At 69.1% G+C, this 22,790-nt stretch carries 23 protein-coding genes and 1 pseudogene; 11 read left to right on the top strand and 13 right to left on the bottom strand.

Features of this window, described 5'->3' with window-relative positions; all coding sequences use genetic code 11:
• Positions 1-23 precede the first annotated feature (23 nt).
• The 5 genes from serA to RS901_RS30830 all read right to left on the bottom strand — a co-directional run bounded on the left by serA (position 24) and on the right by RS901_RS30830 (position 4,240).
• On the bottom strand, positions 24-1,241 hold the full coding sequence (gene serA / locus RS901_RS30850; protein WP_316154307.1) for a phosphoglycerate dehydrogenase: 1,218 nt from the start codon (positions 1,239-1,241) through the stop codon (positions 24-26).
• 110 nt (positions 1,242-1,351) lie between these two features.
• Positions 1,352-1,885 carry a hypothetical protein gene (locus RS901_RS30845; RefSeq protein ID WP_316154305.1) on the bottom strand — a complete coding sequence of 178 codons (534 nt, stop codon included), beginning with the start codon at positions 1,883-1,885 and terminating at the stop codon, positions 1,352-1,354.
• Between the two features lie 128 nt (positions 1,886-2,013).
• Positions 2,014-2,208 carry a hypothetical protein gene (locus tag RS901_RS30840; RefSeq protein ID WP_013952470.1) on the bottom strand — a complete coding sequence of 65 codons (195 nt, stop codon included), beginning with the start codon at positions 2,206-2,208 and terminating at the stop codon, positions 2,014-2,016.
• A 108-nt stretch (positions 2,209-2,316) separates the two neighbouring features.
• Entirely contained in the window at positions 2,317-2,985 is a 669-nt protein-coding gene (locus RS901_RS30835) for a glutamine cyclotransferase (RefSeq protein ID WP_316154303.1), read from the bottom strand.
• Between the two features lie 34 nt (positions 2,986-3,019).
• On the bottom strand, positions 3,020-4,240 hold the full coding sequence (locus tag RS901_RS30830) for a helix-turn-helix domain-containing protein (protein WP_316154302.1): 1,221 nt from the start codon (positions 4,238-4,240) through the stop codon (positions 3,020-3,022).
• A 98-nt stretch (positions 4,241-4,338) separates the two neighbouring features.
• Here RS901_RS30830 and RS901_RS30825 point away from each other — a divergent pair, with 98 nt between their 5' ends.
• Positions 4,339-5,115 (top strand): DUF899 domain-containing protein, encoded by a 777-nt coding sequence (locus RS901_RS30825; protein ID WP_316154301.1) that lies wholly within the window; start codon positions 4,339-4,341, stop codon positions 5,113-5,115.
• An 8-nt stretch (positions 5,116-5,123) separates the two neighbouring features.
• Entirely contained in the window at positions 5,124-5,960 is an 837-nt protein-coding gene (locus tag RS901_RS30820) for a DUF2182 domain-containing protein (RefSeq protein WP_316154300.1), read from the top strand.
• A gap of 10 nt (positions 5,961-5,970) precedes the next feature.
• Here RS901_RS30820 and RS901_RS30815 read toward each other — a convergent pair whose 3' ends face one another.
• Positions 5,971-6,156 carry a hypothetical protein gene (locus tag RS901_RS30815; RefSeq protein WP_316154299.1) on the bottom strand — a complete coding sequence of 62 codons (186 nt, stop codon included), beginning with the start codon at positions 6,154-6,156 and terminating at the stop codon, positions 5,971-5,973.
• On the opposite strand from RS901_RS30815, the pseudogene RS901_RS30810 reads away from it, so the two are divergent.
• Positions 6,128-6,403: pseudogene (locus tag RS901_RS30810) on the top strand (MFS transporter); the annotation flags it as partial. The gene RS901_RS30815 and the pseudogene RS901_RS30810 overlap by 29 nt on opposite strands.
• 96 nt (positions 6,404-6,499) lie before the next feature.
• Here the strand turns inward: RS901_RS30810 and RS901_RS30805 are convergent.
• On the bottom strand, positions 6,500-8,179 hold the full coding sequence (locus RS901_RS30805; protein ID WP_316154298.1) for a Na/Pi cotransporter family protein: 1,680 nt from the start codon (positions 8,177-8,179) through the stop codon (positions 6,500-6,502).
• Between the two features lie 91 nt (positions 8,180-8,270).
• On the bottom strand, positions 8,271-9,491 hold the full coding sequence (phnA, locus tag RS901_RS30800; RefSeq protein ID WP_316154297.1) for a phosphonoacetate hydrolase: 1,221 nt from the start codon (positions 9,489-9,491) through the stop codon (positions 8,271-8,273).
• A gap of 112 nt (positions 9,492-9,603) precedes the next feature.
• On the opposite strand from phnA, the gene RS901_RS30795 reads away from it, so the two are divergent.
• On the top strand, positions 9,604-10,500 hold the full coding sequence (locus RS901_RS30795) for a LysR substrate-binding domain-containing protein (protein WP_316154296.1): 897 nt from the start codon (positions 9,604-9,606) through the stop codon (positions 10,498-10,500).
• A gap of 71 nt (positions 10,501-10,571) precedes the next feature.
• On the opposite strand, the gene RS901_RS30790 is transcribed toward RS901_RS30795, so the two are convergent.
• Together RS901_RS30790 and RS901_RS30785 are read right to left on the bottom strand one after the other, a co-directional pair.
• A complete protein-coding gene (locus tag RS901_RS30790; RefSeq protein ID WP_316154294.1) occupies positions 10,572-10,967 on the bottom strand; it encodes a hypothetical protein in 396 nt (131 codons plus the stop codon).
• Between the two features lie 157 nt (positions 10,968-11,124).
• Positions 11,125-11,832 carry a Crp/Fnr family transcriptional regulator gene (locus RS901_RS30785; protein WP_316154293.1) on the bottom strand — a complete coding sequence of 236 codons (708 nt, stop codon included), beginning with the start codon at positions 11,830-11,832 and terminating at the stop codon, positions 11,125-11,127.
• A 109-nt stretch (positions 11,833-11,941) separates the two neighbouring features.
• Between RS901_RS30785 and RS901_RS30780 the strand changes: the two genes are divergently transcribed.
• The 3 genes from RS901_RS30780 to RS901_RS30770 all read left to right on the top strand — a co-directional run bounded on the left by RS901_RS30780 (position 11,942) and on the right by RS901_RS30770 (position 14,643).
• Positions 11,942-12,712, top strand: coding sequence for a class II aldolase/adducin family protein (locus RS901_RS30780; RefSeq protein ID WP_316154291.1), 771 nt, complete (start codon positions 11,942-11,944; stop codon positions 12,710-12,712).
• A gap of 2 nt (positions 12,713-12,714) precedes the next feature.
• A complete protein-coding gene (locus RS901_RS30775) occupies positions 12,715-13,644 on the top strand; it encodes a glyoxylate/hydroxypyruvate reductase A (protein WP_316154290.1) in 930 nt (309 codons plus the stop codon).
• 159 nt (positions 13,645-13,803) lie between these two features.
• Complete coding sequence (locus RS901_RS30770) at positions 13,804-14,643, top strand: universal stress protein (protein ID WP_316154289.1); 840 nt, start codon at positions 13,804-13,806, stop codon at positions 14,641-14,643.
• Between the two features lie 80 nt (positions 14,644-14,723).
• Here the strand turns inward: RS901_RS30770 and RS901_RS30765 are convergent, their stop codons facing one another.
• From RS901_RS30765 to RS901_RS30755, 3 genes are all read right to left on the bottom strand, one after another.
• A complete protein-coding gene (locus RS901_RS30765) occupies positions 14,724-15,746 on the bottom strand; it encodes a tripartite tricarboxylate transporter substrate binding protein (RefSeq protein ID WP_316154288.1) in 1,023 nt (340 codons plus the stop codon).
• Between the two features lie 9 nt (positions 15,747-15,755).
• Positions 15,756-17,009, bottom strand: coding sequence for an alkyl sulfatase dimerization domain-containing protein (locus RS901_RS30760; protein ID WP_316154287.1), 1,254 nt, complete (start codon positions 17,007-17,009; stop codon positions 15,756-15,758).
• Between the two features lie 220 nt (positions 17,010-17,229).
• On the bottom strand, positions 17,230-18,162 hold the full coding sequence (locus RS901_RS30755; protein WP_316154286.1) for a LysR family transcriptional regulator: 933 nt from the start codon (positions 18,160-18,162) through the stop codon (positions 17,230-17,232).
• Positions 18,163-18,360: 198 nt separating this feature from the next.
• Here RS901_RS30755 and RS901_RS30750 point away from each other — a divergent pair, with 198 nt between their 5' ends.
• From RS901_RS30750 to RS901_RS30735, 4 genes are read left to right on the top strand one after another with little or no spacing between them, the layout of a single operon-like run.
• On the top strand, positions 18,361-19,584 hold the full coding sequence (locus tag RS901_RS30750) for a CoA transferase (protein WP_316154285.1): 1,224 nt from the start codon (positions 18,361-18,363) through the stop codon (positions 19,582-19,584).
• On the top strand, positions 19,581-20,270 hold the full coding sequence (locus RS901_RS30745) for an enoyl-CoA hydratase/isomerase family protein (protein WP_316154284.1): 690 nt from the start codon (positions 19,581-19,583) through the stop codon (positions 20,268-20,270). Before RS901_RS30750 ends, RS901_RS30745 begins: the two co-directional genes overlap by 4 nt.
• A gap of 14 nt (positions 20,271-20,284) precedes the next feature.
• Positions 20,285-21,508: an acyl-CoA dehydrogenase family protein gene (locus RS901_RS30740; protein WP_316154283.1), complete on the top strand. Its 1,224-nt coding sequence runs from the start codon at positions 20,285-20,287 to the stop codon at positions 21,506-21,508.
• Between the two features lie 55 nt (positions 21,509-21,563).
• Positions 21,564-22,709, top strand: coding sequence for an acyl-CoA dehydrogenase (locus RS901_RS30735; RefSeq protein ID WP_316154282.1), 1,146 nt, complete (start codon positions 21,564-21,566; stop codon positions 22,707-22,709).
• Positions 22,710-22,790: the final 81 nt, after the last annotated feature.

The following is a 22,790-nucleotide window of genomic DNA, read 5'->3' as shown; positions in this document are numbered from 1 at the left end:
TGACCTTGGGGATGGCCGCTGTCCTATCGCAGGATCAGCCGCGAGCGGGCAAAGCCTGCATGGGTGCGCAGCGCCTGCATCAACTGGTCTGACGGCACCCGGTCGAGGTCGGTGACCACATAACCGGTGTGGCCGCGCGTCTGCAGGTGCTGGCCGGTGATATTCACGCTCTCCTGCGCCAGCAGCGTGTTCAGTGCCGCCAGGGCGCCCGGCGCGTTGCCGTGCACGTTGAGCAGCCGCGCCGGCGCGTGCAGCGGGCCGGGGTCGACTTCGGGGAAGTTGACGGCGCCGATGGTGCCGCCGGTGGCCAGGAAGTGCGCCAGCTTGGCCGCCACTTCGGTGCCGATATTCTCCTGCGCCTCTTCGGTGCTGCCGCCCACGTGCGGGGTCAGCAGTACGTTGGGCAGGTTCTGCAGTTCGCTGACGAAGGGGTCGTTGTTGGTCTTCGGCTCCTCCGGGAACACGTCGATGGCGGCACCGCCCAGGCGCTTCTCGCGCAGCGCCGCGGCCAGCGCCGCGATGTCCACCACGCTGCCGCGCGAGGCATTGATCAGGATCGCGCCCGGCTTGCAGGCCGCCAGGATGCGCGCATCGATCATATTGCGCGTGCGCGGCGTGGCTGGCACATGCAGGGTCACCACTTCGGCCTGCGACACCGCTTCTTCCAGCGAGCCCGCAGCGCGCGCGGAGCCGTGCGAGAGCCGCGCCAGCACGTCGTAGTAGACCACGCGCATGCCCATCGATTCGGCCAGCACGCCCACCTGCGAGCCGATATTGCCGTAGCCGACGATGGCAATGGTCTTGCCGCGCGCCTCGAACGCGCCGGCGGCGCCCTTGGCCCATTTGCCGGCGTGTGCCAGGGTGTTCTTCTCCGGAATCCGGCGCAGCAGCATCACCGCTTCGGACACCACCAGCTCGGCCACCGAGCGGGTGTTGGAGAAGGGCGCGTTGAACACCGGGATGCCGGCGGTGGTGGCGGCTTCCAGGTCCACCTGCGAGGTGCCGATGCAGAAGCAGCCCACCGAGAGCAGCCCGGGCGCGCTGCGGATGTCGTCGGCGCGCAGGTGGGTGGCAGAGCGGATGCCGACCACGTCGTGGCTGGCCAGCACCTGGCGCAGTTCGGCACCGGCCAGGGCGCCGGTGCGGCGCTCGACCTGCAGGCCGGCTTCAGTCAGCCGGGCGTTGGCGCTCTGGTGGATGTTCTCGAGCAGGATCGCAGTGGTCACGTTCGTTTTCCGCATGGAGGGTTGGCGGCGGTTGCCGCATCGCCACCATTCTGCGCGCAAAAAGGCCCGTGGGCCGGGGAGCCCCTGCTGCCGGCAATGGCACCGGCGGCCTCGCCGGCCTTGCTTCAGCGCGAGTGGCGCGAGTCGCCGCCGAGCGGGTCGACGATGATCATGGTCTGGCGCAGCACACCGGCGTCATCGAAGTAGCAGCTGAAATGCGCGGTCTGCAAGCCAGTCTTGTACATGCGCCAGGACCAGGCTTCACGCTTCATCAGGGGGTAGTACTGGATGGGCTCGCGCGGCCGGCCAAAGCGCTCCTGCACGTCTTTCTTGGTCCAGGTCCCGACCTGGGCGCGGTAGATCTCCGTCTCGGTCAGCATCTGGCGATAGTCGGTGAGCTTGCCGCCGGCGTCGAAATCAGCGGCATAGACCTCATGGCCGAGGGGTTGGCGCGACCAGATCCAGCGGGTGGTGCCGTCGGCGAGGCGGTAGGTCTCGGTGGGGGATCCGAATGTACTGCGTACGGCACTTTCAGGGCTGCCGATCATTTGCTTGCCGGTTTGTTCCGGCTGCAAGGTCGCACAGGCCCCGAGCGAGCCGAGCACGACAGCGGCAACGCACAGTTTGCCGAGATACCGGGATGGCGTGCGGGATGGCATGGCGCTCTCCTGCGGGCGAGATGCCCGCATCCCGCCATTCTCCGTCCGTCAGGCCGGCCCGTGCAATACCGGCTGGCGCCAGGCGGCGCCAGTCGGGACCGGCCGGTCAGTGCGGGGCCGGCGCGGGCTCAGCAGCGGCCTTTCTTGGCCTGGCCCGGCGGGCAGAAGGACTCGTTGCCATACGTGTCGACACGACAGTTGCCCTTCTTTGCCTGCCCCGGCGGGCAGCCCTGGTGGCCGCTGCCGTAGTCGTCATAGGGGGCTACCACGCAGCCGCCCAGCAGTGCGCTGCAGGCGACCAGAAGGGCCAGAGCGGATTTCATCGCATTCTCCTTGTTGTGGGGGATTCCGTTTGCGACAGGAGAATAGATGGTGGCAGCGCCCTTGTCTGTAAGGAATAGTGAACGTTGTCCGCTCAGCGTGAATGCCGGCTACTTGCCCGTGGCGTCGGCGGGGCGCTTCCCGGCTGGCCTGGGCCGGCGCACCGCGCGGATCTTGCCGCTGTTGCCGCCGCCGCAGAAGAACTGGTCGCCGCCGTCGGACTCCAGCCCCGACACGCCCGCGCCGGCCGGCATGGCGACCGATTCCAGCACCACGCCCGATTGCGGGTCGATGTGCCGCAGCTCGCTCTGGTCGCCTTCCCAGGTGCCGTGCCAGAGCTCGGCATCGACCCAGGTGACGCCGGTGACAAAGCGGTCCGACGTGATGGTGCGCAGGATCGCCCCCGTCTGCGGATCGACCTGGTGGATCTTCCGCTCCCGGTACTGGCCCACCCACAGCGTGCCTTCGGCCCAGGCAAGCCCCGAGTCGCCGCCGCCGCCCGGCGCGGGGATCGTGGCCAGCACGCGGCCGCTGTGCGGATCGATCTTCTGGATGCGGTCCTCGGCAATCTGGTACAGGTGCTGGCCGTCGAAAGCCGTTCCGGCATGGGCGGCGACATCGAGCGAGCGCAAGGTCCTGCCGGTGACCGGGTCCAGGGCATTGAGCTTGTCTCCGCTGGCAAACCAGACCCGCTGGCCGTCATAGCTGACACCGTGGACGTTCTCGACCCCGGGGAAGGGGCCATACTCGCGAAGCACTTCGGCTTGTGATCGTTTCATGCTGTCATCCTGGTGGCTTGGGGATGGCTACATGCTAGTCAATCGGCAACGGCGAGGGGAGTAACAAGGTCGTCGTGAATCCCGGCACCGGCGGCGTCATCCAGCGGCGCGCGCGCCCGTGGCCAAGGGACTGGATCTTGCCCGCGGCCGCAAGCGTTTCCAGTGCCCGTTGCACCGAGCGCTGGCTGGCATCCAGCGCCAGCGCGAGGGCAGAGCTGGACCATGACTCGCCATCGGCCAGCAAGGCGAGCAACGCCGCGTGCTTCTCTTCCACGGGCCGCGCCAGCACCACCACCTCGCGCGCGCGGTGCGGCACCAGCGCGAAGCCGCGCCCGGTTGCGGTGATGCCGGCAAATGCGCCAAGCACCTTGCGCAGCCGACCGATCTCGACACGCAGCCGCGCGCGGTGCGAAGCATCGGCGTGCCTGGTGCGGAAGGCGTGCGCGATCAGCGTGTCCCGCGGCACGTCGGCGGGCCAGGCCTCGGCCAGCGCGCGCGCCAGTGTGAACAACACCGGTCTCCGGGCGAACGAGACCGCGGTGCCAGCGCAACGCACGGCATAGCGGCACGCATCAACGACCAGCGCTTTCGACGCCAGCAGCGCTTCGACTTCCTCGAGCAGCAGGGGCCGTTCCTCGCCGCGCGCGATGCGGCGTGCCGCGGGGCTGTGCAGCGCCTGGGCCGCGCTTTCCACCTCGGCGCTCAAGGATGGGATGCCGGCGCGCTGCGCCGCGCGCGCGGCCTGTGCCAGCGCGGTGCGCGCCGGCCGGGTCTGCACGCGCCGCATCGCGATGCCCGCCACGATCAGGGCATGGGCTGTGCGCAACGCGGGCGGGAAGGGGGTGGGGTCGAGCCCGGCAAGCGCCTGCTCGGCGTCGTCGATGCGGCCGATCAGCAGCAGCCGGCGGATCGCCAGATAGCGCGCATGGGCGGCGTTGACCCAGTCGCCGTGCGCTTCAAGGGTGGCGCGCGCGCTGTCCAGCGTCTTTGCCGGCCAGCCCAGGTCGCGCGAGACAAAGGCGATCTCCGTTTCGGCCACCACGCACCTGGCGCGCGCTACGGCTTCCCGCGGACCGAAGGCGCGCGCCGCGCTGCGCAACAGTGCCCGGGCGCGGATGAAGTCGCCAAGCTGCGCCATGGCGATGCCGCGCAGCGCCAGCGCCGGCGGATCGTCGCGCAGGGCAACCCGGTTCAGCGCGCCAAGCGGATCACCCGCGGCGAGCGCGAGCGCCGCGGCGGCAATGCGTGAGTCCATCCGAATTCCGCCAGAAATCCCGCCACACTTGTCACTCCCACCGTTGGAAGCCGGCGCCTAATCTAGCACACGAACACCAACCAACGGAGGGATGCACGATGACCACACACAGCACCGGAACCCGTGAAGCATGGCTCGCCGCGCGGCGTGAACTGCTCGAGGCCGAAAAGGATCTCAGCCGACGCAGCGATGAACTGGCACGGCAGCGCCAGGCGTTGCCGTGGGTTCGGGTCGACAAGCCCTACCGGTTCGAGACCGCGGCGGGCAGCGCCTCGCTGGCAGACTTGTTCCAGGGACGTACGCAACTGCTGGTCTACCACTTCATGTTCGGCCCGGACTACCAGGCAGGTTGCCCGTCCTGCTCCGCGATTGCGGACGGGTTTGACGGCTTTGCCGTCCACCTGGCGCATCACGACGTCACGCTGGCCGCGGTGTCGCGGGCACCGTTGGCGAAATTGCTGGCGTACCAGCGGCGCATGGGCTGGACCTTCCCGTGGGCGTCTTCGCAGGGCAGCGACTTCAACACGGACTTCAACGTCTGGTTCAGCGAAGCGCAACAACGCCAGGGCGATATCGACTACAACTACCGGCGCGAGGCGGCATTCGCCTGGCGCCCCGAGCTGGAGGCCGGCGGCGCTGCAGCCGAGGCCCGCTTTGCTGCCATGTGCGGCACCGATGCCGCGACGTACCAGCGCGACCGGCCGGGCATGAGCGCCTTCGCACTGGAAGATGGCGTTGTGTACCACACCTATTCCACCTATGCGCGCGGGCTGGATGGCCTGTGGGGCATGTACCAGTGGCTGGACCGCGCGCCGCGCGGACGCAACGAGGCCGGGGTCTGGTGGCGCCGGCACGATGAGTACGAGCAGGGCTGAGGCAGGCTGTGTCCAGCGTACTCACCGCGCACAGGCCGGCGCGCTCACGCAGCGCCGGCCCGCGCCTTGCCTTCTTTGGCATCCTGGCCGTGCTATTCATCGCCGGCGTGGCGGCGACACTCGCCTGGCATGCATCCATGCCCGCAATGGGCGCGATGCCGATGCCCGGCGGCTGGACCATGTCGATGGCGTGGATGCGGATGTGCGGCCAGACCTGGACCCGCACGGCAATGGCCTTCCTCGGCATGTGGATCGCCATGATGGTGCCGATGATGCTGCCCTCGCTGGCACCGATGCTGTGGCGCTACCGCCAGGCGCTGGCGGCGGCAGGGCAGGTGCGCCCGGGCATGTCGATGGTATTGGCGGGCGCCGGCTACTTCTTCGTGTGGGGCATGGCGGGCCTCGCCGTTTTCCCGGTTGGCGCTGCGCTGGCAGCAATCGCCACGCAGGCGCAGGGCCTGGCGCGCGCGGCGCCGCTCGCTGCTGCGGTGGTCTTGGCGATGGCAGGCGTGCTGCAGTTCACCGCGTGGAAAGCACGGCAGCTTGCCTGCTGCACCAACGCAGCGGGCCGCACGCGGGCACTGCCGGCGGATGCCGGCTCGGCGTGGCGCGATGGCCTGCGGCTGGGCCTGCACTGCATCCGGTGCTGTGCGGGCCTGGCCGCGGCATTGCTCGTCATGGGGGTGATGGACCTGCGCGTGATGGCAGCGGTGACATTGGCGATGACGCTCGAACGATGGATGCCGGCGGGTGCGCGCGTGACCAGGCTTGCGGTGCGGCTCACCGGGGCCGTCCTGGTCGGCGTGGGCGTGGCTACGCTGGTGCAGGCAGGTTGGGGCGGATGACGGGGTGGTGCTAGCCCAGCGCGACCGCGAACAGCGCCGCAATCAGCGGCCGCTCCTTGCGCACCTCCAGGCAGCACAGCGAATAGTCGATCGACAGCAGCGGCTCGTCGACCGGCACCACCTGCAGGCCCGGCAGCGGGATGCATTCGATCTGCGTGACGAAGCTGAAGACCGCGGCGGTCGAAACCGACGCCAATGAAAGCTCCTGGTCGCGCTACAAGGCCGTGCTGTGCAACCCGCGCCTGCTGATCGCGGGCCTGTCGATCGGCTTCCAGAATGCCGCGCGCTATGGCCTGATCGTCTGGGTACCGGTCCACTTCCTGGGCAAGAACTGGAAAAGCGCTGAAACGCTGATCGACCCGGCGTGGATCTCGGTGGCGCTGCCGGTAGGCATGGCGTTCGGCGCCCTGAGCAACGGCTGGATTTCCGACCGCCTGTTCGGCTTGCGTTGCTTTGCCTGCATGAGTGTCTCCTGTGGGGATTGTCGTTGGGTTCAAGCCTTGTGGCCCTGTCCGGCCGCCTGCCTGCTGCTTGCGGCGTCACGGACTGAGCAGGCGTTCCTGTGCGTGCGGCGCGCCGGGGTTGTCGGCGGGCAGGAACGAGGTGTCTTCAGGGAGGGCGCCGCGCATGCCTGCCGGCGCTGCGCACAGCAACGCGTTCATCTGGGAAAGCTCGCGCAGGGTGTCCAGGTGCAAGGCGCTGGTTTCCACGCTCGCGGTGCGGCGCTGCGCCACCCGGGCAATGTGGCGGGCGGTGAAGCGCCCGGCGCGTGCCTGGAAGTCGCCGGCGCACTCGACTAGCAATGCCGACGCTGCGCGGTCGTTGGCAACAAAGAGCGACATCCTGGTGCGCAGGTTGGCCACCAGCATGTCGCAAAGCTCGAGCAGTTCGGCGCTGCCCTCATCCGAGAAGCAGTAGTTGCGGCTCAGTTTGCGCTGGTCCAGATCGACCAGGATGCGTTCGACGATATCGCCCGCATATTCCAGGTTGATGTTCACCAGCATGATTTTATCCCAGCGCGCGGAATCCTCACCGTCGAGGCTGCCGGCGTCGACGTCGGTCAGGTACATCTTGACCGACGAATAGAGTGCGTCGATGCGGTCGTCCAGCGCCCGGCAGCGGGCGTTCATGGCGCGGTCGTTGCCCACGATCGAGAGCTTCATGCCATGGAGCATCTCCTCGATCACGTCGCCGATGCGCACGACTTCGCGCGTGGCATTGCCCAGGGCGACGGAAGGATGCCGCAGGTCGCCCCGGCTCAGGTAGCGCGCGCCGCCGGGCGCTGCGTCGTCGTGCGCATCAGGCAGCCATCGGGTGCACAGGGACGCCACCGGGTTGACGAACCAGACCAGGGTTGCGGCCAGGGTCACGTTGAATGCCATGTGGAAGTCAATGGCCATGGTGCCGGCACTGCTGCCCAGGCGGGCCAGCAGCCAGGGCATCGCGTCCAGCAGCGGCAGGAATGCCAGTATCCCCACGAACCGGAAGATCAGGTTCGCGAGCGATACCCGCCGCGCGGCAGGCGGACCGCCGGAATTGGCCAGGCAGGCAATCAGGCCGCTGCCAAGATTGGCGCCAAGCACCAGCGGCAAGGCGGTGGCAGGGCCGATGACGCCGCCCATGGCCAGCGTTGCGGTCAGCAGTACCGCGGCCAGGCTGGAGTACGCGAGCAACGTCACGAGGGCGCCGATCACCAGCGCCAGCAGTGCGTCATGGCCAAGCGAGGTGAAGATGGCGCGCACGATCTCGGCGTGCAGCAGCGGCGCGGCGTAGAGGCGGATCAGCTGCAAGGCCAGCGTGATCAGCCCCAGTCCCACGATGACTTCGCCAGTCTGTCCGCGCAGGCTGGCCTTGCCGGACAGGCGCAGTGCGATGCCGATCACCAGCAGCAGTGGCGAGAGCCACGAGATGTCGACCGACAGCAAGCGCGCCATCAGGCTGGTGCCGACGTCGGCACCGAGCACGATCGGCAGTGCCGCCGGCAACGACACCAGGCCCCCTGCGACAAAGGCGCTCGTCATCAGCGCCGTGGCGCTGCTGCTCTGGATCAGCGCGGTCACGCCCAGCCCGGCCAGGAAGCCTCGCGCGGGACTGGCCGTGCCCGCGGCCAGCACCAGGCGCAAGCGCGGCCCCAATACCTCCAGCATGCCGTGGCGCGTCACATGCGCGCCCCAGATCAGTAGTGCAACCCCGGACATCAGGGAAAGCAGGATTTGCATGGCGCCGCCCCCCGGTGGTGACCGTCTTCGCGACCACCATTATCTGCTTGTTGATGAAGCGTGCCGGCCGCCAGGCCGGCACGCACCGGACTTAGTCCGCGTGATTCAGCGCCAGCCGCAGGATGTCGAAGTTGCGCAGCCGCTGGCCGGCGGGCGCTGCAACCTTGCGGTTGAACAGCAACGGCACCTTCTGCTCGGACAGGCCGCCGTGCGAGCGCAGCGGAGCATCCAGGCCGCTCAGGTCATGGCGTGCCGGCGTGGTGCCGAGCACGGTCAGGCGTTCGCTGACCACCACCAGGTCGCCGATGCGATCGGGTGGCAGCTCGAAGCATTTGCTGGCTGCGCGCTTGTCCAGCACCAGCTCGATGCCGGGCAGCGCAGCGATGGCTTCATGCACGGCACGATGATCGGTGCCAGCGGGCAGGTAGACCGTGGCATATGAACCCAGTGCGCCATGGTGGGCGACATAGGGATCGGTGATCGGCAGCAGCACGCGCGTGGCGCCGGTACCGAAGCGCTCGTCCAGCACCTCCTGCAGGAACAGGATGTTGGCCTTGCCCAGCGAGTCGGTCTTGGCATTCATGCCGTGGTCGGCGGTCACGCCGATGACCGCGCCCAGCGCGTCCAGGCGCTGCAGGTAGCTGTCGATCATGGCGTAGAAGGCATTGGCCTGCGGCGTGCCCGGGGCGTGCTTGTGCTGGACATAGTCCGTCGTGGACAGGTACATCAGGTCGGGCCGCACGGTCTCCAGCAAGGCCACGCCGGCGGCGAACACGAACTCGGACAAGTCGGCGCTGTAGACCGAGGGCAGGGGCATGCCGACCTTGCGCAGCACGTCGTCGATGCCGTTGTCTTCGATGGTGGCCTGGTCGGCCTTCTCCGCCGAGAAGCAGATGCCCTTGAGGCCGTGGCCAAGCAGCGCGCGCAGCTTGTCCTTGGCGGTGACCACTGCCACCGATGCGCCGGCCTGCGCTGCCGCGGCCAGCACGGTGGGGGCGCGCAGGTAGCGGGCATCGTTCATCAGCACTTCGGCGCCGGCTTCGGTGTCGTAGAAGAAGTTGCCGCAGATGCCGTGCACCGACGGCGGCACGCCGGTCACGATCGACAGGTTGTTGGGGTTGGTGAACGACGGCACCACGCAGTCGCCGGTCAGCACCGTTCCGCGTTTGGCCAGGCTGGCGAAGAAGGGGGTGGCGCCCGCCTGCACGGCAAGGTTGATGTATTCCTGCTCGCAGCCATCGATGCAGACGATGACGGTGGGGCGGGCGGGAAGCTGGTAATGGTGGCCGTTGACCTGGATCTGGGTGCTCATGGCGTCTCTTGCGCAAGGATTGTCGATGGGAATTGCCTGAGACCCATGCTAAGTTAGGCGATAAACTCTCACAATCGAGTTTATTGTCCAGATTCTGTCAGGAAATCTCACAATGCCGCACAAGCTGCCCCCGCTCAACGCCTTGCGCATCTTCGAGGTTGCTGCCCGCGCCGGCAGCTATTCGGCGGCCGCGCGCGAACTGCACCTGACTCATGGCGCGGTCAGCCGGCAGATCGAGATCCTGGAGCAATGGCAGGGGCAGCCGCTGTTTATCCGCCAGGGCCAGCGTATGGTGCCGACTGTCCACGCGCAGGCGTTCGCGCGCGAGATCAGCACGGCGTTCGACCAGATCAGCGCCGCTTCCGAGCGCTATGGCCGCATTGCCACGCGCAAGGTGGTGCGAGTCAATGCCCCGGCAACCTTTGCCATGCGCTGGCTGATTCCGCGGCTGGATGACTTCCGGCGCCAGCAGCCCGAGGTCGACGTACGTGTGTCTACCGCCTTCAGCAACGAGGCGGGATTCAACGGCACCTTTGACGTGGCGATACGGCGCACCCTCGAACGTGGCGAACAGTTCGAGTCAGTGCCGATCTTTTCGGAGTACCAGACGGTGATCGCCAGTCCGGCGATGCTGGAGCAGGTGCCGTTGCAAGGTGTAGAGGACCTGGTGGAGGGCGTCTTCCTCTATACGGAAACCCGGCCGGGAAGCTGGGAATCGTGGCTGCAGCAGGCGGGACATGCCTCGCTGCTGCCGGTGCGCACGCTGCGCTTCGACCATTTCTTTGTCACGCTGCAGGCGGTGGTGGACAGCCTTGGCTTTGCCATCGGCACCTTTCCGACCCTGGCAACGGATCGCGCGGGCGGGCGCATTGCGACGCCGTTTGCCGCCATCCGCGCACCGGGCAATACCTATCATGCGCTGGTGCCGCGCGATGCCGACAAGCCGCTGCATCTGCGCGCGTTCCTGGAGTGGCTGCAGCAGCAGGGGGAGGCGGCCGTGGAGACCTGAAGCGGCGCGCCCGGGAAGCGGGGTGAGTGTGGTGCGCGGCCCGCGCGCTGCGGGCCTGCGCTGACGGGCGCTCAGGCCCCGTCGAGGAACGCGCTGCGCTGGCCCAGGCGCGTGCCGAGCGCATCGGGGGCCAGGCTCATGCTGGCGGGGTCCACGGCCGAGGCGGGGCTGCTTGCCATGGTCGGGTCGGCGGCTGCCGGTGCCATGCCCGGCTGGGCCGCCTGTACGGGCGCCTGCGCATAGCTGCCGCCCGCTGCGGGTGCCGCCAGGGCCGACGGCGCTGCCGACGGCATGGCTTGCACGGGCTGGGCGGATTGCACCGGCTGAGTGGATTGCATCGGCCGCATCGGCTGCGTCATTGGCATGGGCTGGCTCGGCTGCAGGGGCTGGGCCTGCTGGGCAAACAGCGGGTAGGACGCGATCATCGCGCCAGCCACGACCAGGGATTTCGCCAGATGTTGCTTCATTCGTGTACCTCCTAGAACGCCTACAGGCAAGGGAATAGTCACTGTAGCGCCGAGGCACCTGACATTCTGTTTGATTTTGCAACGGTCGTTAACCAGCCTTGCCATCGGGGCCAGCGCAGGTTAATTGCGCGCGCGCTCTGCAAACCTCGCGCGGCTGTCAACGCCTGGCCAGTCGCTTGAGCGCCGCGGGGTCCAGCAGTTCGATCTGCCGGTACTCGCGGCGGATCAGGCCCGCGTCCTCCCATGCCTGCAGGTACTTGGCCACGGTCTGGCGCGAGCGGTTGACCATGTCGCCAAGGTCCTCGGCGCTGATGCGCACGACATGGTCGGTGCGGTCGGCCAGTTCCAGCAGGCGTGCTGCCATGCGTGCGTCGATGGGGGCCTGCGCCGCGCTTTGCGCGTGGTCGAATGCTACGCGCAGGCGCGCGCAGATCTGCTGAACGATCAGCTGCATGCCTTCCGGATGCGCGCCCAGGATGCGGTGGAAGTCGCGCTGGCTCAGCACCATCAGTTCCGTGTTGCCGACGGCGAAGGCGTCGTGCGTGCGCGGCTTGCCGTCCAGCAGCGAGATCTCGCCGAACCAGCGGCCACGCCCGATCACCGAGTACACCGACTCGCGCCCGCCCGTGCTGACCCGGCTCATGCGCACCCGGCCCGACAGCACCATGCAGAAGTAGGTGGGCGGATCGCCGCGCGCGAAGATCATCTCGCCGTCGCCAAAGCGCTGGCGGCGTGCGGCGTTCGCCACGGCATCGAGCACGCCCGGCGGCGCATTGCGCAGCCAGCCGCTGGCCAGCACGCTGCGCGGCAGCGTGCGCACCGGTTCCACCGCTGCTCTTGATCCACGCTTCACATCACCCTTCACATCGCTCTCCTGCTGGAGCCGAGATTGTCCAATACTTAACAGACTTTGGCGCGGTGCGCCCGGACAATGCATCGATTCAATGACTCACACCCCCCCGGGAGGTACGCATATGGCGCAAATCCAGCTTGTCGATTCAATCAGGGACCGTGTCTCCGACGCCGAATGGCAGATGCGCGTGGACCTGGCGGCCGCGTACCGCCTGGTCGCCCACTTCGGCTGGGACGACCTGATCTTCACCCATATCTCGGCACGCGTGCCCGATGCGCCGGACCAGTTCCTGATCAACCCGTACGGGATGATGTTCGACGAGATCACGGCATCGAGCCTGGTCAAGGTCGACCACGAAGGGCAGCCGGTGCTCGAAACGCCGTATGACGTCAACCCGGCCGGCTTCATCATCCACAGCGCCGTGCATGAGGCGCGCCCCGAAGTCGGTTGCGTGATGCACACGCATACCTCGCACGGCGTCGCCGTCTCGGCGCAGCAGGCGGGCCTGCTGCCGATCTCGCAGCAATCGATGTTCGCGCTGACCGGGCTGGCGTACCACGACTATGAAGGCGTGGCGCTGCGCGAGGACGAGAAGGCGCGGCTGGTGGCTGACCTGGGCCGCTGCAAGCAGATGATCCTGCGCAACCATGGCCTGCTGACGTGCGGGCGCACGGTATCCGATGCTTTCCTGACCATGTACACGCTCGAGTCCGCCTGCCGCATCCAGATCCTGGCGCAAAGCGGCGGCGCGCCGCTGACCATGGTCCCCGAAGCCGCCAGCGCCAACATGGGCCAGCAGGCGCGCCAGGCCACCAAGGGCAAGGGCTCCGGCCTGGCCTGGCCGGGCCTGCTGCGCCGCCTCGACCGCATCAACCCTGACTACTGCAACTGACCATGGCCATCCTCGTCCACCTGCCGTCGTTCATGGCGGTCCCCATTACCGCCGCGCTGCGCGAAGCCGCGCCGGACATCACCGTGTGGAACGGCCGCGAGGCCGCCGTCGCGGAAGAGGTCGAAGCCATCATCGCCTGGGGCCTGAAGCCCGGCGTGCTGCCGGCCTACCCGAAGCTGCGGCTGGTCTGCGCCGCCACCGCGGGCGTTGACAAGCTGCTGGCCGCGCCGGACCTGCCGCCTGGCATGCCGGTCACGCGCATCGTCGATCCCGGCCAGCAGACCGGCATCGCCCACTACGTGCTGGCGATGGCGTTGCGCCATACCCGCGCGCTCGGCCTGTACGCCGAACAGCAGCGCCGCGGTGAATGGAAGCGCCACCGGGGGCGCGATGTGTCGCGCTGCCGCGTGGGCGTGCTGGGGCTGGGCGAGATCGGCAGCGAGGTCGCGCGCATGTTTGCCGCCATCGGCTACCCGGTCAGCGGCTGGAGCCGCAGCGCCAAGCATCTGCCCGGCGTGACCGACTTTACCGGCGACGACGGGCTGGATGCCATGCTGGCGCAGAGCGACATCCTGGTCTGCACGCTGCCGCTGACGCCGCGCACCGAGGGCATGCTGAACCGCCAGACGCTGTCACGGCTGCCCAAGGGGGCGTTCCTGATCAACGTCGGGCGTGGCGAGCATGTGGTCGAGCCCGACCTGGTCGCCCTGATCGACGAAGGCCACCTTGCCGGCGCGGCGCTTGACGTGTTCGCCAAGGAGCCGCCCTCGGCGGACGATCCGGTCTGGAACCATCGCCGCATCGAGGCCACGCCGCATATCGCGGCCGACCCCTCCTACGAACTGGTGGCGCGGCAATGCATCGAGAACCTGCGGCGCGCGCGCGACGGGCGTGAGCTGTTGAACCAGGTGGACCGGCAAGCGGGGTATTGAACACCCTGTGGGCATGGGCGGTAACCTGCGATGTGCTGCGCTTGCCTTCCATGCCCAGGGCCTGCAAACCTGAGGTTTCCGCTGCCGCGATCGGCAAGTCGGCATGCATTGCCTGCCACGGCCTAGACTGAAAGCAAACGGTCTGGACGCGAGGGCATCATGGCGTACGAGAGCATCCTGGTCCAACTCGACGGCAACCGGCAGGCCATGCAGCGCTTGCAGATTGCGGCGCGCCTTGCCACCGCCAGCCAGTGTCCGCTGATCGGCCTGCTGGCCGGGCGCGTGCCGGACCCCAGCTGGTTCTACCGCATGAACAATGCCCAGCGTTGCCTGGCCGAAGACCAGGAGCGGCGCCGGCTGCAGCGCGAGAACATGCGCTGTGCCTTCGAGGCCGCCACGCGCGAGCTGGCGGTTGCCTGCGACTGGCGCACCGTCGAGCGCGATCCGGTGACACTGGCGCTGCGCGAGGCGCGCGAGGCCGGCCTGATCGTCTCCGGCCAGTACGACGCCGACAACGCTGAAGGCCCGGTGGCGCGGCAGCTATTGGAGGCGCTGCTGCTGGAGAGCGGCCGGCCGGCGCTGGTGGTGCCCTGTGCCGGGGCATTCGCCACCGTGGGCACACGCGTGCTGGTGGCCTGGAACGGCAGCCGCGAGGCCGCGCGTGCCTTGCACGATGCGCTGCCGCTGATGGCCGGCGCGCGGGCGCGGGTGCGGGTGCTGAGCGCCCATGCCGGCAGGGAGCCGCGTGCCGATGCCACCCCGGTCAGCCACGCCGTGCACATGCTGGAGCGGCAGGGTGTGGCAGTGGATGTGGAGCACGGCCCGGGCGGTGGCGACCTGGCCATCGGCGAGCTGATCCTGACGCGAGCTTCAGACTTTGATGCCGACCTGATCGTGATGGGTGCCTACGGCCACGGCCGGTTGCGCGAGCTGGTGCTGGGCGGCGTGACCAGGGTGGTGCTGGAGTCGATGACGGTGCCGGTGCTGTTCTCGCACTGAAGCGCAGCGCGGCATCAGGATGCCTGCGGCATCAGGATGCCTGCGGCATGCCGCGCCAGAGCAGCGTCCCCTGGTGGTCTTCAGTCGACCGTGATGTGGTTGGCTTTGATCACCTTGCCCCATACGCCCACGTCGCCGCGCACGGTCTGCGCGAACTGCTCGGCACTCGTGGCAGGCGCCATGCCCATGTTCAGCTGCAGGAAGCGCTCGCGCATCGGCGCGTCAGCCAGCAGGCGGGTCACTTCCGTATTGAGCCGCTGCACGATGGCAGCGCTGGTGCCGGCCGGCGCGAACAGGCCATACCAGCTGTCGGTATCGAACGGATAGCCCTGCTCGGTCATGGTGGGGATGTCCGGCGTGGCCGGCGCGCGGCGCGTGCCGCTGATGGCCAGCGCGCGCAGCTTGCCGGCGCGGATCAGCGGCAGCGACGACGAGGTATCGACAAAGGCCACCTTGACCACGCCGCCCTGCATGTCGGTCAGGATCTGCGCCACGCCCTTGTACGGCACGTGGCGCAGCTTCATGCCGGTCTGCATCTTGAGGGCTTCCATGGTCAGGTGGCCGCCCGAGCCGATGCCCCATGAGCCGTAGTCGTACGCATCCGGGCGCTTGAGCACGTGGGCGACGAACTCCTTGAGCGTGCGCGCCGGGAAGTCCGGTGTCACCACCAGGAAATTGCCGCCCGCGCCGACCTGCGCCACCGGCAACAGGTCGCGCAGGCCGTCATAGGGCAGCTTGGGCTGCAGGGTCTGGTTGATCACCACCGTGGCGGCATAGGTGAACAGCAGCGTGTAGCCGTCGGGGCTGGCCTTGGCCACGGTATCGTTGCCGATGATGCCGGTCGCCCCCGGCTTGTTGTCGACCACGATGGTCTGGCCCAGCGCCTTGCCGAGCGATGCGGCCAGCGCGCGCGCGAACAGGTCGGTGCCGCCGCCGGGCGGGGCCGGCACCACCAGGCGGATGGGCTTGGCGGGCCAGGCGTTGCTGGCGCATAGCGGGCTGGCCGCCGCGCCAAGACCGAGTGCGGCAAGCCCGCGCAACACGTCGCGCCGGCGCGTGTTGCCAGGCAGTTCCGTCGGAACCGGATGCATTGCTCGTGGCATGGCGTCTCCCTAATGCATGCCGAAGTTGTCCGCCGCGTCGCTTTCCAGCGCGTCGGCGGCCGCGCCATACAGGCTGCGCGACACATAGCTGCGGATCTGGGTGGCGCGCTGGCGCAGCCAGGCGGCCTTGAGCTGGCGGGCCTCGCGCACGGTGGGCGTTTCATCGGGCGCCAGCGCCAGCACGTCGATCACATGCAGCGCCAGCTGCGTGTCGCCGCGCGCGGCCAGGGCCTGGGCGTGGCGGATCAGCGCACCATGGTCGGCCACGGCCGCGGCGATCTCGGCGGCCGCCTGTTGAGGCGGTGCGGGATGCAGCGTGGTGGCATTGCGGTCCCACCAGCCGTTCTCCGAGCGATAGATGTCGCGCGCGATATAGCTGGGGTCGCCATAGGTGGGGCGCATCCAGGGCTGGTCGAACAGCTCAGCCGGTGGCTTCAGCGCGGCCAGCACCTGGCGTTCGTTGCAGCCAGCGTTCATCAGCCGCACCACCTCCGCGTGCAGCCAGCGCAGGGCCTTGGCGGTCTGGCACAGCACGCGCTGGCACTCGTCCTCGCCTTGCAGCGTTGCGCCGAACTCTCGCACCACGGTGCGCGGCTGCAGCCCGGCCAAACGTTCCAGCGTCTCGGCCCAGCGCACGGTGTCGCGCATGGTGCGGAAGGGGGTGCCGATGTTCGGGATCGAATCAATGACCGCGGGGCCGCCGTAGAGCAGGCGCCGGCCCGGCAGCCAGACGGCCACGGCGTCGTCGGTCTCGGACGGCGCCCACAGGATTTCCGCGCGGCGTTCGCCCCGGCCCAGCGTCAGGCCGTCGGCGAAGGTCTCGGTGGGTTCGATGTGGACCAGCTTTCCCGCCAGCGCGCCGGCCGGCTGGCGGAACTGGATCTCCGCCATGCGCTCCTGCATGCGCTGGGTCTCGCGGTAGCGCGCCTGCCGCGCCAGCACGTTGACGTGGGCCAGTACGCGTGGCGCGGGCTCGCCGCGCGCGGCGGCGTGGTCGAGCCATTGCTGCAGGCCGGCGTTGTAGCCCATATGGCCGTGGCTGTAGCAGATGGCCAGCACCGGCAGCCCGGTCTGCGTGCGCAGCGCCTCGATCATGCCGCGCGTGACGCGCCCGCCGGGGCCGCTGTCGACCACCAGCAGGCCCTCGCCCACGTCGGCGACAAAGCTTTGTCCTTGTCCGTGCAGCAGCCATACGCCGTCGCCGGCGCTGTCGATCCCCGTGCCAGTGACCAGCGCCGCCGGCCGGTCTTCGATGTCCTGCATGCTTGCCTCCCCTGCGCTCCGGTTTGTGTCCAGTGCCACTGTCATGCAGGCAGGCGCTGCGCAGCGATTGGGGAAAATCCCGGCGGGATGCGGCGCACTGCCCGCATACCGAGTGCCGGTGCGGCATGGCTGGGGTTTGAGAATTTCAGGTGTAAACCGCTGGTTAGCACCGCGCCAGCGCAGGGAGTTCCCAGCGAGCACGCGTTGCGGTAGTCGCCGCTCAGGCTGGCCGGCGCAGCGGGCTGTCGGGCATGTTCGTCAGATAGTGGACTTCGCGCCGCAGCAGCGTGGCGAACTGCGCGGCCACCGGCGTCATCGGCGAATCGGCGCGATAGATCAGGCTGACCGTGTGGCTGGGCAGCCGGTCTTCGATCGGCAGCGGCACCAGGCCGGCGGCGGCCAGCTGGCCCGGCACCAGCTGGCGCGGCAGCATGCACAGCAGGTGACGGTCCTGCAGCAGCGACTGGATCATGCCGATGGTGTCGCAGCGCACTGCCACGCGCGGCAGCGGCAGGTCATGCTCGCGAAAGGCGTCGAGGATGGCGGCGCCGGGGCCTTGCATGCGCTGGCCGGTCAGCACCCAGTCCGAGCCCACCAGCTCGCGCAGGCGGCGCGCATGTCGCAACGGATGCTCGCGGTGCGCCACGACTACCGAATCGTTGTTGTAGAGCGGCTCGCAGGAGAATTCGCGCTCGATGCCCTCGTCCGGCACCGGACTGACCGCCATGTCCATCACGCCCGCGCGCAGATCGTCCAGGTGGGTAGGGTAGACCCCGCTGTCGATGCACACCAGCACATCGGGATGCTGGGCCCGGAAGCGCGTGAGTACCGCCGGCAGCAGCAGGTGCGCGGGGCCGCCGGTGGCGCCCACGCGCACCACGCCATTGCGCGCGCCCAGCATCTGGCTCATCTCGTCGCTGGCCTTGCGCGCCTCGGTGGCGATCAGGCGCGCGCGTCGCAGAAATGCCTCGCCATAGCGCGACAACACCACGCCGCGGGTGGTGCGTGTCAGGAGCGGCACGTGCAGCTCCTCTTCCAGCTGGCGGATGCTCTTGGTAAGCGCCGGCGCCGACACATCGCGCGCGCGCGCGCCGGCGCGGATGCTGCCGTGCTCGGCCACGGCGATGAAGTCCTGGAGTTGGCTCAGACGCATGGATTGCCCCGTTCAGACGATGCTCTGGGCGCACAGCTTAGCGGCATTCCGTCGTGTTCGGGATAACCCCAGGGTGCTAACCGTTGGTTTGCGCCGAAGCCGTTTTGGCATCTGCCATGGCGCGCGATGCTAACGCATGATCGCCCCACATCGTCACAAACCGCCGGCCATGCCGGCATCTTCGAGGAGTGGCATCGCATGACGAACCGGCAAGACCTGCCGCTGGCAGGCATACGCGTGGCGGAGTTCGGGCAGTTCATCGCGGCGCCGGGCGCTGCCATGATGCTGGCCGACCTTGGCGCCGACGTGGTCAAGGTGGAGGCCTTGCGCGGCGACAGCGCGCGGCGCTTTGACGGCACCAGCCCGCAGAGCCCGATGTACCTGGCCTACAACCGCGGCAAGCGCGGCATCGCGCTGGACCTGCGCACGCCCGGCGGGCTGGACGCCGCACGGCGGCTGGCGCTGGCCAGCGACGTGGTGCTGCACAACACCCGCGCCGGCGTAATGGAAGCGCTGGGGCTGGACGCCGCCACGCTGCGCGCGGCGCGTCCTGACCTGATCTACGCCTCCATCAGCGGCTTCGGCACGCGCGGGCCGTCGCGCACGCGCCCCGGGCTGGATATTGCCGCGCAGGCCGAGAGCGGCATGATGTCCGTCACCGGCGAGGCCGGCGGGCAGCCGCTGAAGGCCGGCTTCGCGCTGATCGACGCGGCCACCGCGCTGGCGACCGGCAACGCCATCTTGGCGGCGCTGTTCCGGCGCGAGCGCACCGGCGCCGGCGAGACTATCGAGACCTCGCTGCTGTCGGTCGGCGTACAGATGCAGGCCCAGCTGTGGGCCGAGTACCAGTGCTCCGGCGCGCTGCCGGTGCGCAGCGGCAACAGCCAGCCCAAGGCCGCGCCGGCTGCCGATGTGATCGCGGTCGCGGACGGACATATCGTGCTGTCGGCCTATCTCGACGAACACTGGACGCGCCTGTGCGAGGCCATCGGCCAGCCGGCGCTGGCGCGGGACGCGCGCTTTGCCTGCAACGCGCTGCGCGTGCAGAACCGCCCGGCGCTGCTGGCCATCCTGCACGACGCCATGCGCCACCTGAGCGGCGACGCCGCCCGTGCGCTGCTGGAGCGCCATCAGGTGGTGGTGGGCGTGGTGCGTGACTATCACCAGGTCAACGCGAGTGCCGACGTTCGCGCCAGCGGCATCCTGCGGCCGGTCGATGACGGCGAGGGCGGCCAGCTGGACCTGCCCGGGCTGCCGTTCACCATGGCCAGCCTGCCTGCAGGGGCCACGCCCGCGGTGCCGCGGCTCGGCCAGCATACGGCCGAAGTGCTGGCCGGGCTCGGCTACAACGCGGCGGAGATCGACGCCATGGCCCGCGCCGGCGCGATCGGCGTGGAACAAGCCCAGCAGGAGCCCGCATGAACACCCCCCAATCCCCCGTACTGCTGCAACGCCATGCCGGCTGGGCCGAGGTGGTGCTGAACCGCCCGGCCCGTCGCAACGCCATCGATATGTCGCTGGCACGCGCGCTGGGCGACGCCATCGAGACCCTGGCCGCCGACGACAGCGTGCGCGCCGTGCTGCTGCGCGGCGCCGACGGCGCCTTCTGTTCCGGCCTGGACCTGCAGGCACTGCAGGCTGAGCCGGGCGGGCTGGCCGCGTTTGCGCCGGTCTGGGAGCGCGTCCACCTGGGCCTGATGCAAAGCCGCAAGGCATGGGTCGTGGCGCTGGAGCGCCATGCCATCAACGGCGGCGCGGCGCTGGCGCTGGCCGGCGACGTGCTGGTGTGCGGCGCCAGCGCTTTCCTGCAGATCGGCGAGATCCGCCTGGGCATGGCCGCGCCGCGCAATGCCGACTGGCTGGCGCTGCGCCATTCCGAGGCCGTGGCCGCGCGCCTGTGCCTGCTTGGCGACCGCGTGCCCGCGCCGGAGCTGCTGCGCCTGGGCATTGCCACCGAACTGGTCGAAGACGCCGAGGTACTGGACCGCGCGCGCGGCCTGGCCGCCACCATCGGCGCCTTTCCGGCCGATGGCGTGGCCGCGATCAAGGGCGGCATGCGCGCCGCGACGATGCGCATGGCACGTGCTGCGCGCGACAAGAATTCCTGAGGACCGATATTTCCATGACAGATTCCATCAGCACCGACGACGACGCGTCGCTGCAGGATTTCCGCCGCGAGGTGCGCGAGTTCGTCGCCCGGGCGCTGCCCCATGCCGTGCGCGAGAAAGTCCGCCTCGGACTGGAAGTCAGCAAGCAAGAACTGGTCGACTGGCAGCACCGGCTGGCCGACCGCGGCTGGCTGGCGCCGCACTGGCCGCCTGAATGGCAGGGCTGCAACTGGAGCGCCGAGCGCCGTGCCGTATTCCAGGAAGAACTAGTGCTGGCGCACGCGCCCGAGAGCGGCGGCATCACCTTCGAGATGATCGGCCCGATCCTGATCCGCTACGGCACGCCGGCGCAGCAGCAGTACTTCCTGCCGCGCATCCTGAGCCAGGAGCACTGGTGGTGCCAGGGCTATTCCGAACCGAACTCCGGCTCGGACCTGGCTTCGCTGAAGACGCGTGCGGTGCGCAAGACACGGCCCGACGGCACCGATGTCTACGTGGTCAGCGGCAGCAAGATCTGGACGTCCTACGCGCAGTGCGCGGACTGGATCTTCTGTCTGGTGCGCACCGATACCGAGGCGCGCGCGCAGCAGGGCATCAGCTTCCTGCTGATCGACATGCGCAGCCCCGGCGTCAGCGTGCGGCCGCTGGTGGGCATCCATGGCTGGCACCTGTTCAACCAAGTGTTCTTCGACGAGGTGGAAGTGCCGGTGGAGAACCTGGTCGGCGAAGAGAACGCTGGCTGGACCATCGCCAAGTCCCTGCTCGAACATGAGCGGCTGAACCTGGCGCGCGTGGCGGAGAACCGCCGCCGCCTGGCCAAGGTGCGCGCCATCGGCGAAGAGCTGGAGGAGGGCGGCCAGCCGCTGTCGCAGCGCCCGTGGTTTGCACGCCGGTTGCGCGCGCTGGAAGTGCGGCTCGAAGCGCTGGCGGCAACCGTGCTGCGTTTTCGCAAGCGGGCGCGCGCCGGCGAAACGCTGGGGCCGGAGACCGGCATGCTCAAGCTGCTGGGCAGCCGGCTGATCCAGGACATCGAGAACCTGGCGGTCGATGCGCTGGGGCCGGACACGCTGGCCTATGACCGCGCCGCGCACTTCGAGCCCGCCGTGCCGCAAGCGGGCCAGTCGGCGTACGCCGCGGCGGCATCGGCGCGCCGCTTCGTCACCCGCGGCTACACCATCGCCGGCGGCTCCAGCGAGATCCAGCACGAGCTGCTGGCCAAGCAGGTGCTGGGCCTGTAGTGCCCCCAATCGTGCCCGCAGCAGCGCCCGCAACCCAGGACAAGGAACAAGACACATGAGCGATTCAACAGACGATCGCCGCATGCTGCAGGAAAGCGTGCGGCGCTATGTCGAGCGCGGCTACGGCTTCGAGCAGCGCCGCGCGGCGCTGGCCGAGCCCGACGGCTTCTCGCGCAAGCACTGGCAGGCGTTTGCCGAAATGGGCTGGCTGGCCGTGGGACTGCCCGAAGCCTGTGGCGGCCTGGGCGATGCCGCGGACCAGGCTCTGCTGGCCGAGGAACTGGGCCGCGCCCTGCCTGCCGAGCCCTGGCTGGCCAATGCCGCGCTATGCGCGCCGCTGCTGGCCGCCTGCGGCGATCCCGCCCACGCTGCGATCGCGGCGGCGATGGCCGAGGGTGGCGCCATGCTGGCGCTGGCCGCATGGGAAACGCAGGGGCGCTATGACGCGTTCGATATCAGCACCACCGCGCAACAGCATGAGCCGGGGCAATGGACGCTGGACGGCCGCAAGACCTTGGTGCTGGGCGGCGGCAGTGCCGCCGTGCTGCTGGTGCTGGCGCGTACCGGCGGCCAGCGCCGCGACCACAGCGGCCTGACTTTGTTCGCGGTGCCGGCCGGCACGCGCGGTGTCAGCGTCGATGCGCTGCCGACCTACGACGGCCGCCAGACCGCCAGCGTGACGCTGCGCCGCGCGACCGTGCCGGACAGCGCGCGCATCGAACCGGTGGACGGTGCCTGGCCGCTGGTGGAAGCCGCCATCGACCAGGCCACCGTGATGGCGTGCGCCGAAGCCGTGGGCACCATGTCGCGCGCGTTTGACCTGACCCGCGACTACCTGGTGACGCGCGAGCAGTTCGGCCGCGCGCTGACGGCCAACCAGGTGATCCGGCACCGGCTGGTGGACCTCTATGTCAGCGTCGAACAGGCGCGCGCCATCACCGAGCTGGCAGCCAATTCCCTGCATGGCGATGCGGTGGCGCGCATGCGCGCGGTATCGCATGCCAAGGCTTTTGTCTCGGACGCCGGGCGCGCGCTCGGCGAAGACGTGGTGCAGCTGCACGGTGCGGTGGGCATGACCGACGAGATGGAAATCGGCCACTGCTACAAGCGCCTGGCAGCCCACGCCAACCTGTTCGGCGATGCCGACTGGCACTACGAACGGCTGGCGGCACTCGATCACGCGGCGCAGGTGCAAGCCTGAGCCGGTTCAGCCAGGGCGCCCGGGCCGCTGCCCGGTGCGCCCACCCATGACAGGCCGGCAACGTACCGGCATCCGCGGCCA

The sequence above is a fragment of the Cupriavidus sp. BIC8F genome, from assembly GCF_032465815.1.
Classification (GTDB): Bacteria; Pseudomonadota; Gammaproteobacteria; order Burkholderiales; family Burkholderiaceae; genus Cupriavidus; species Cupriavidus necator.
This window is presented reverse-complemented; position numbering and strand designations above follow the sequence as displayed.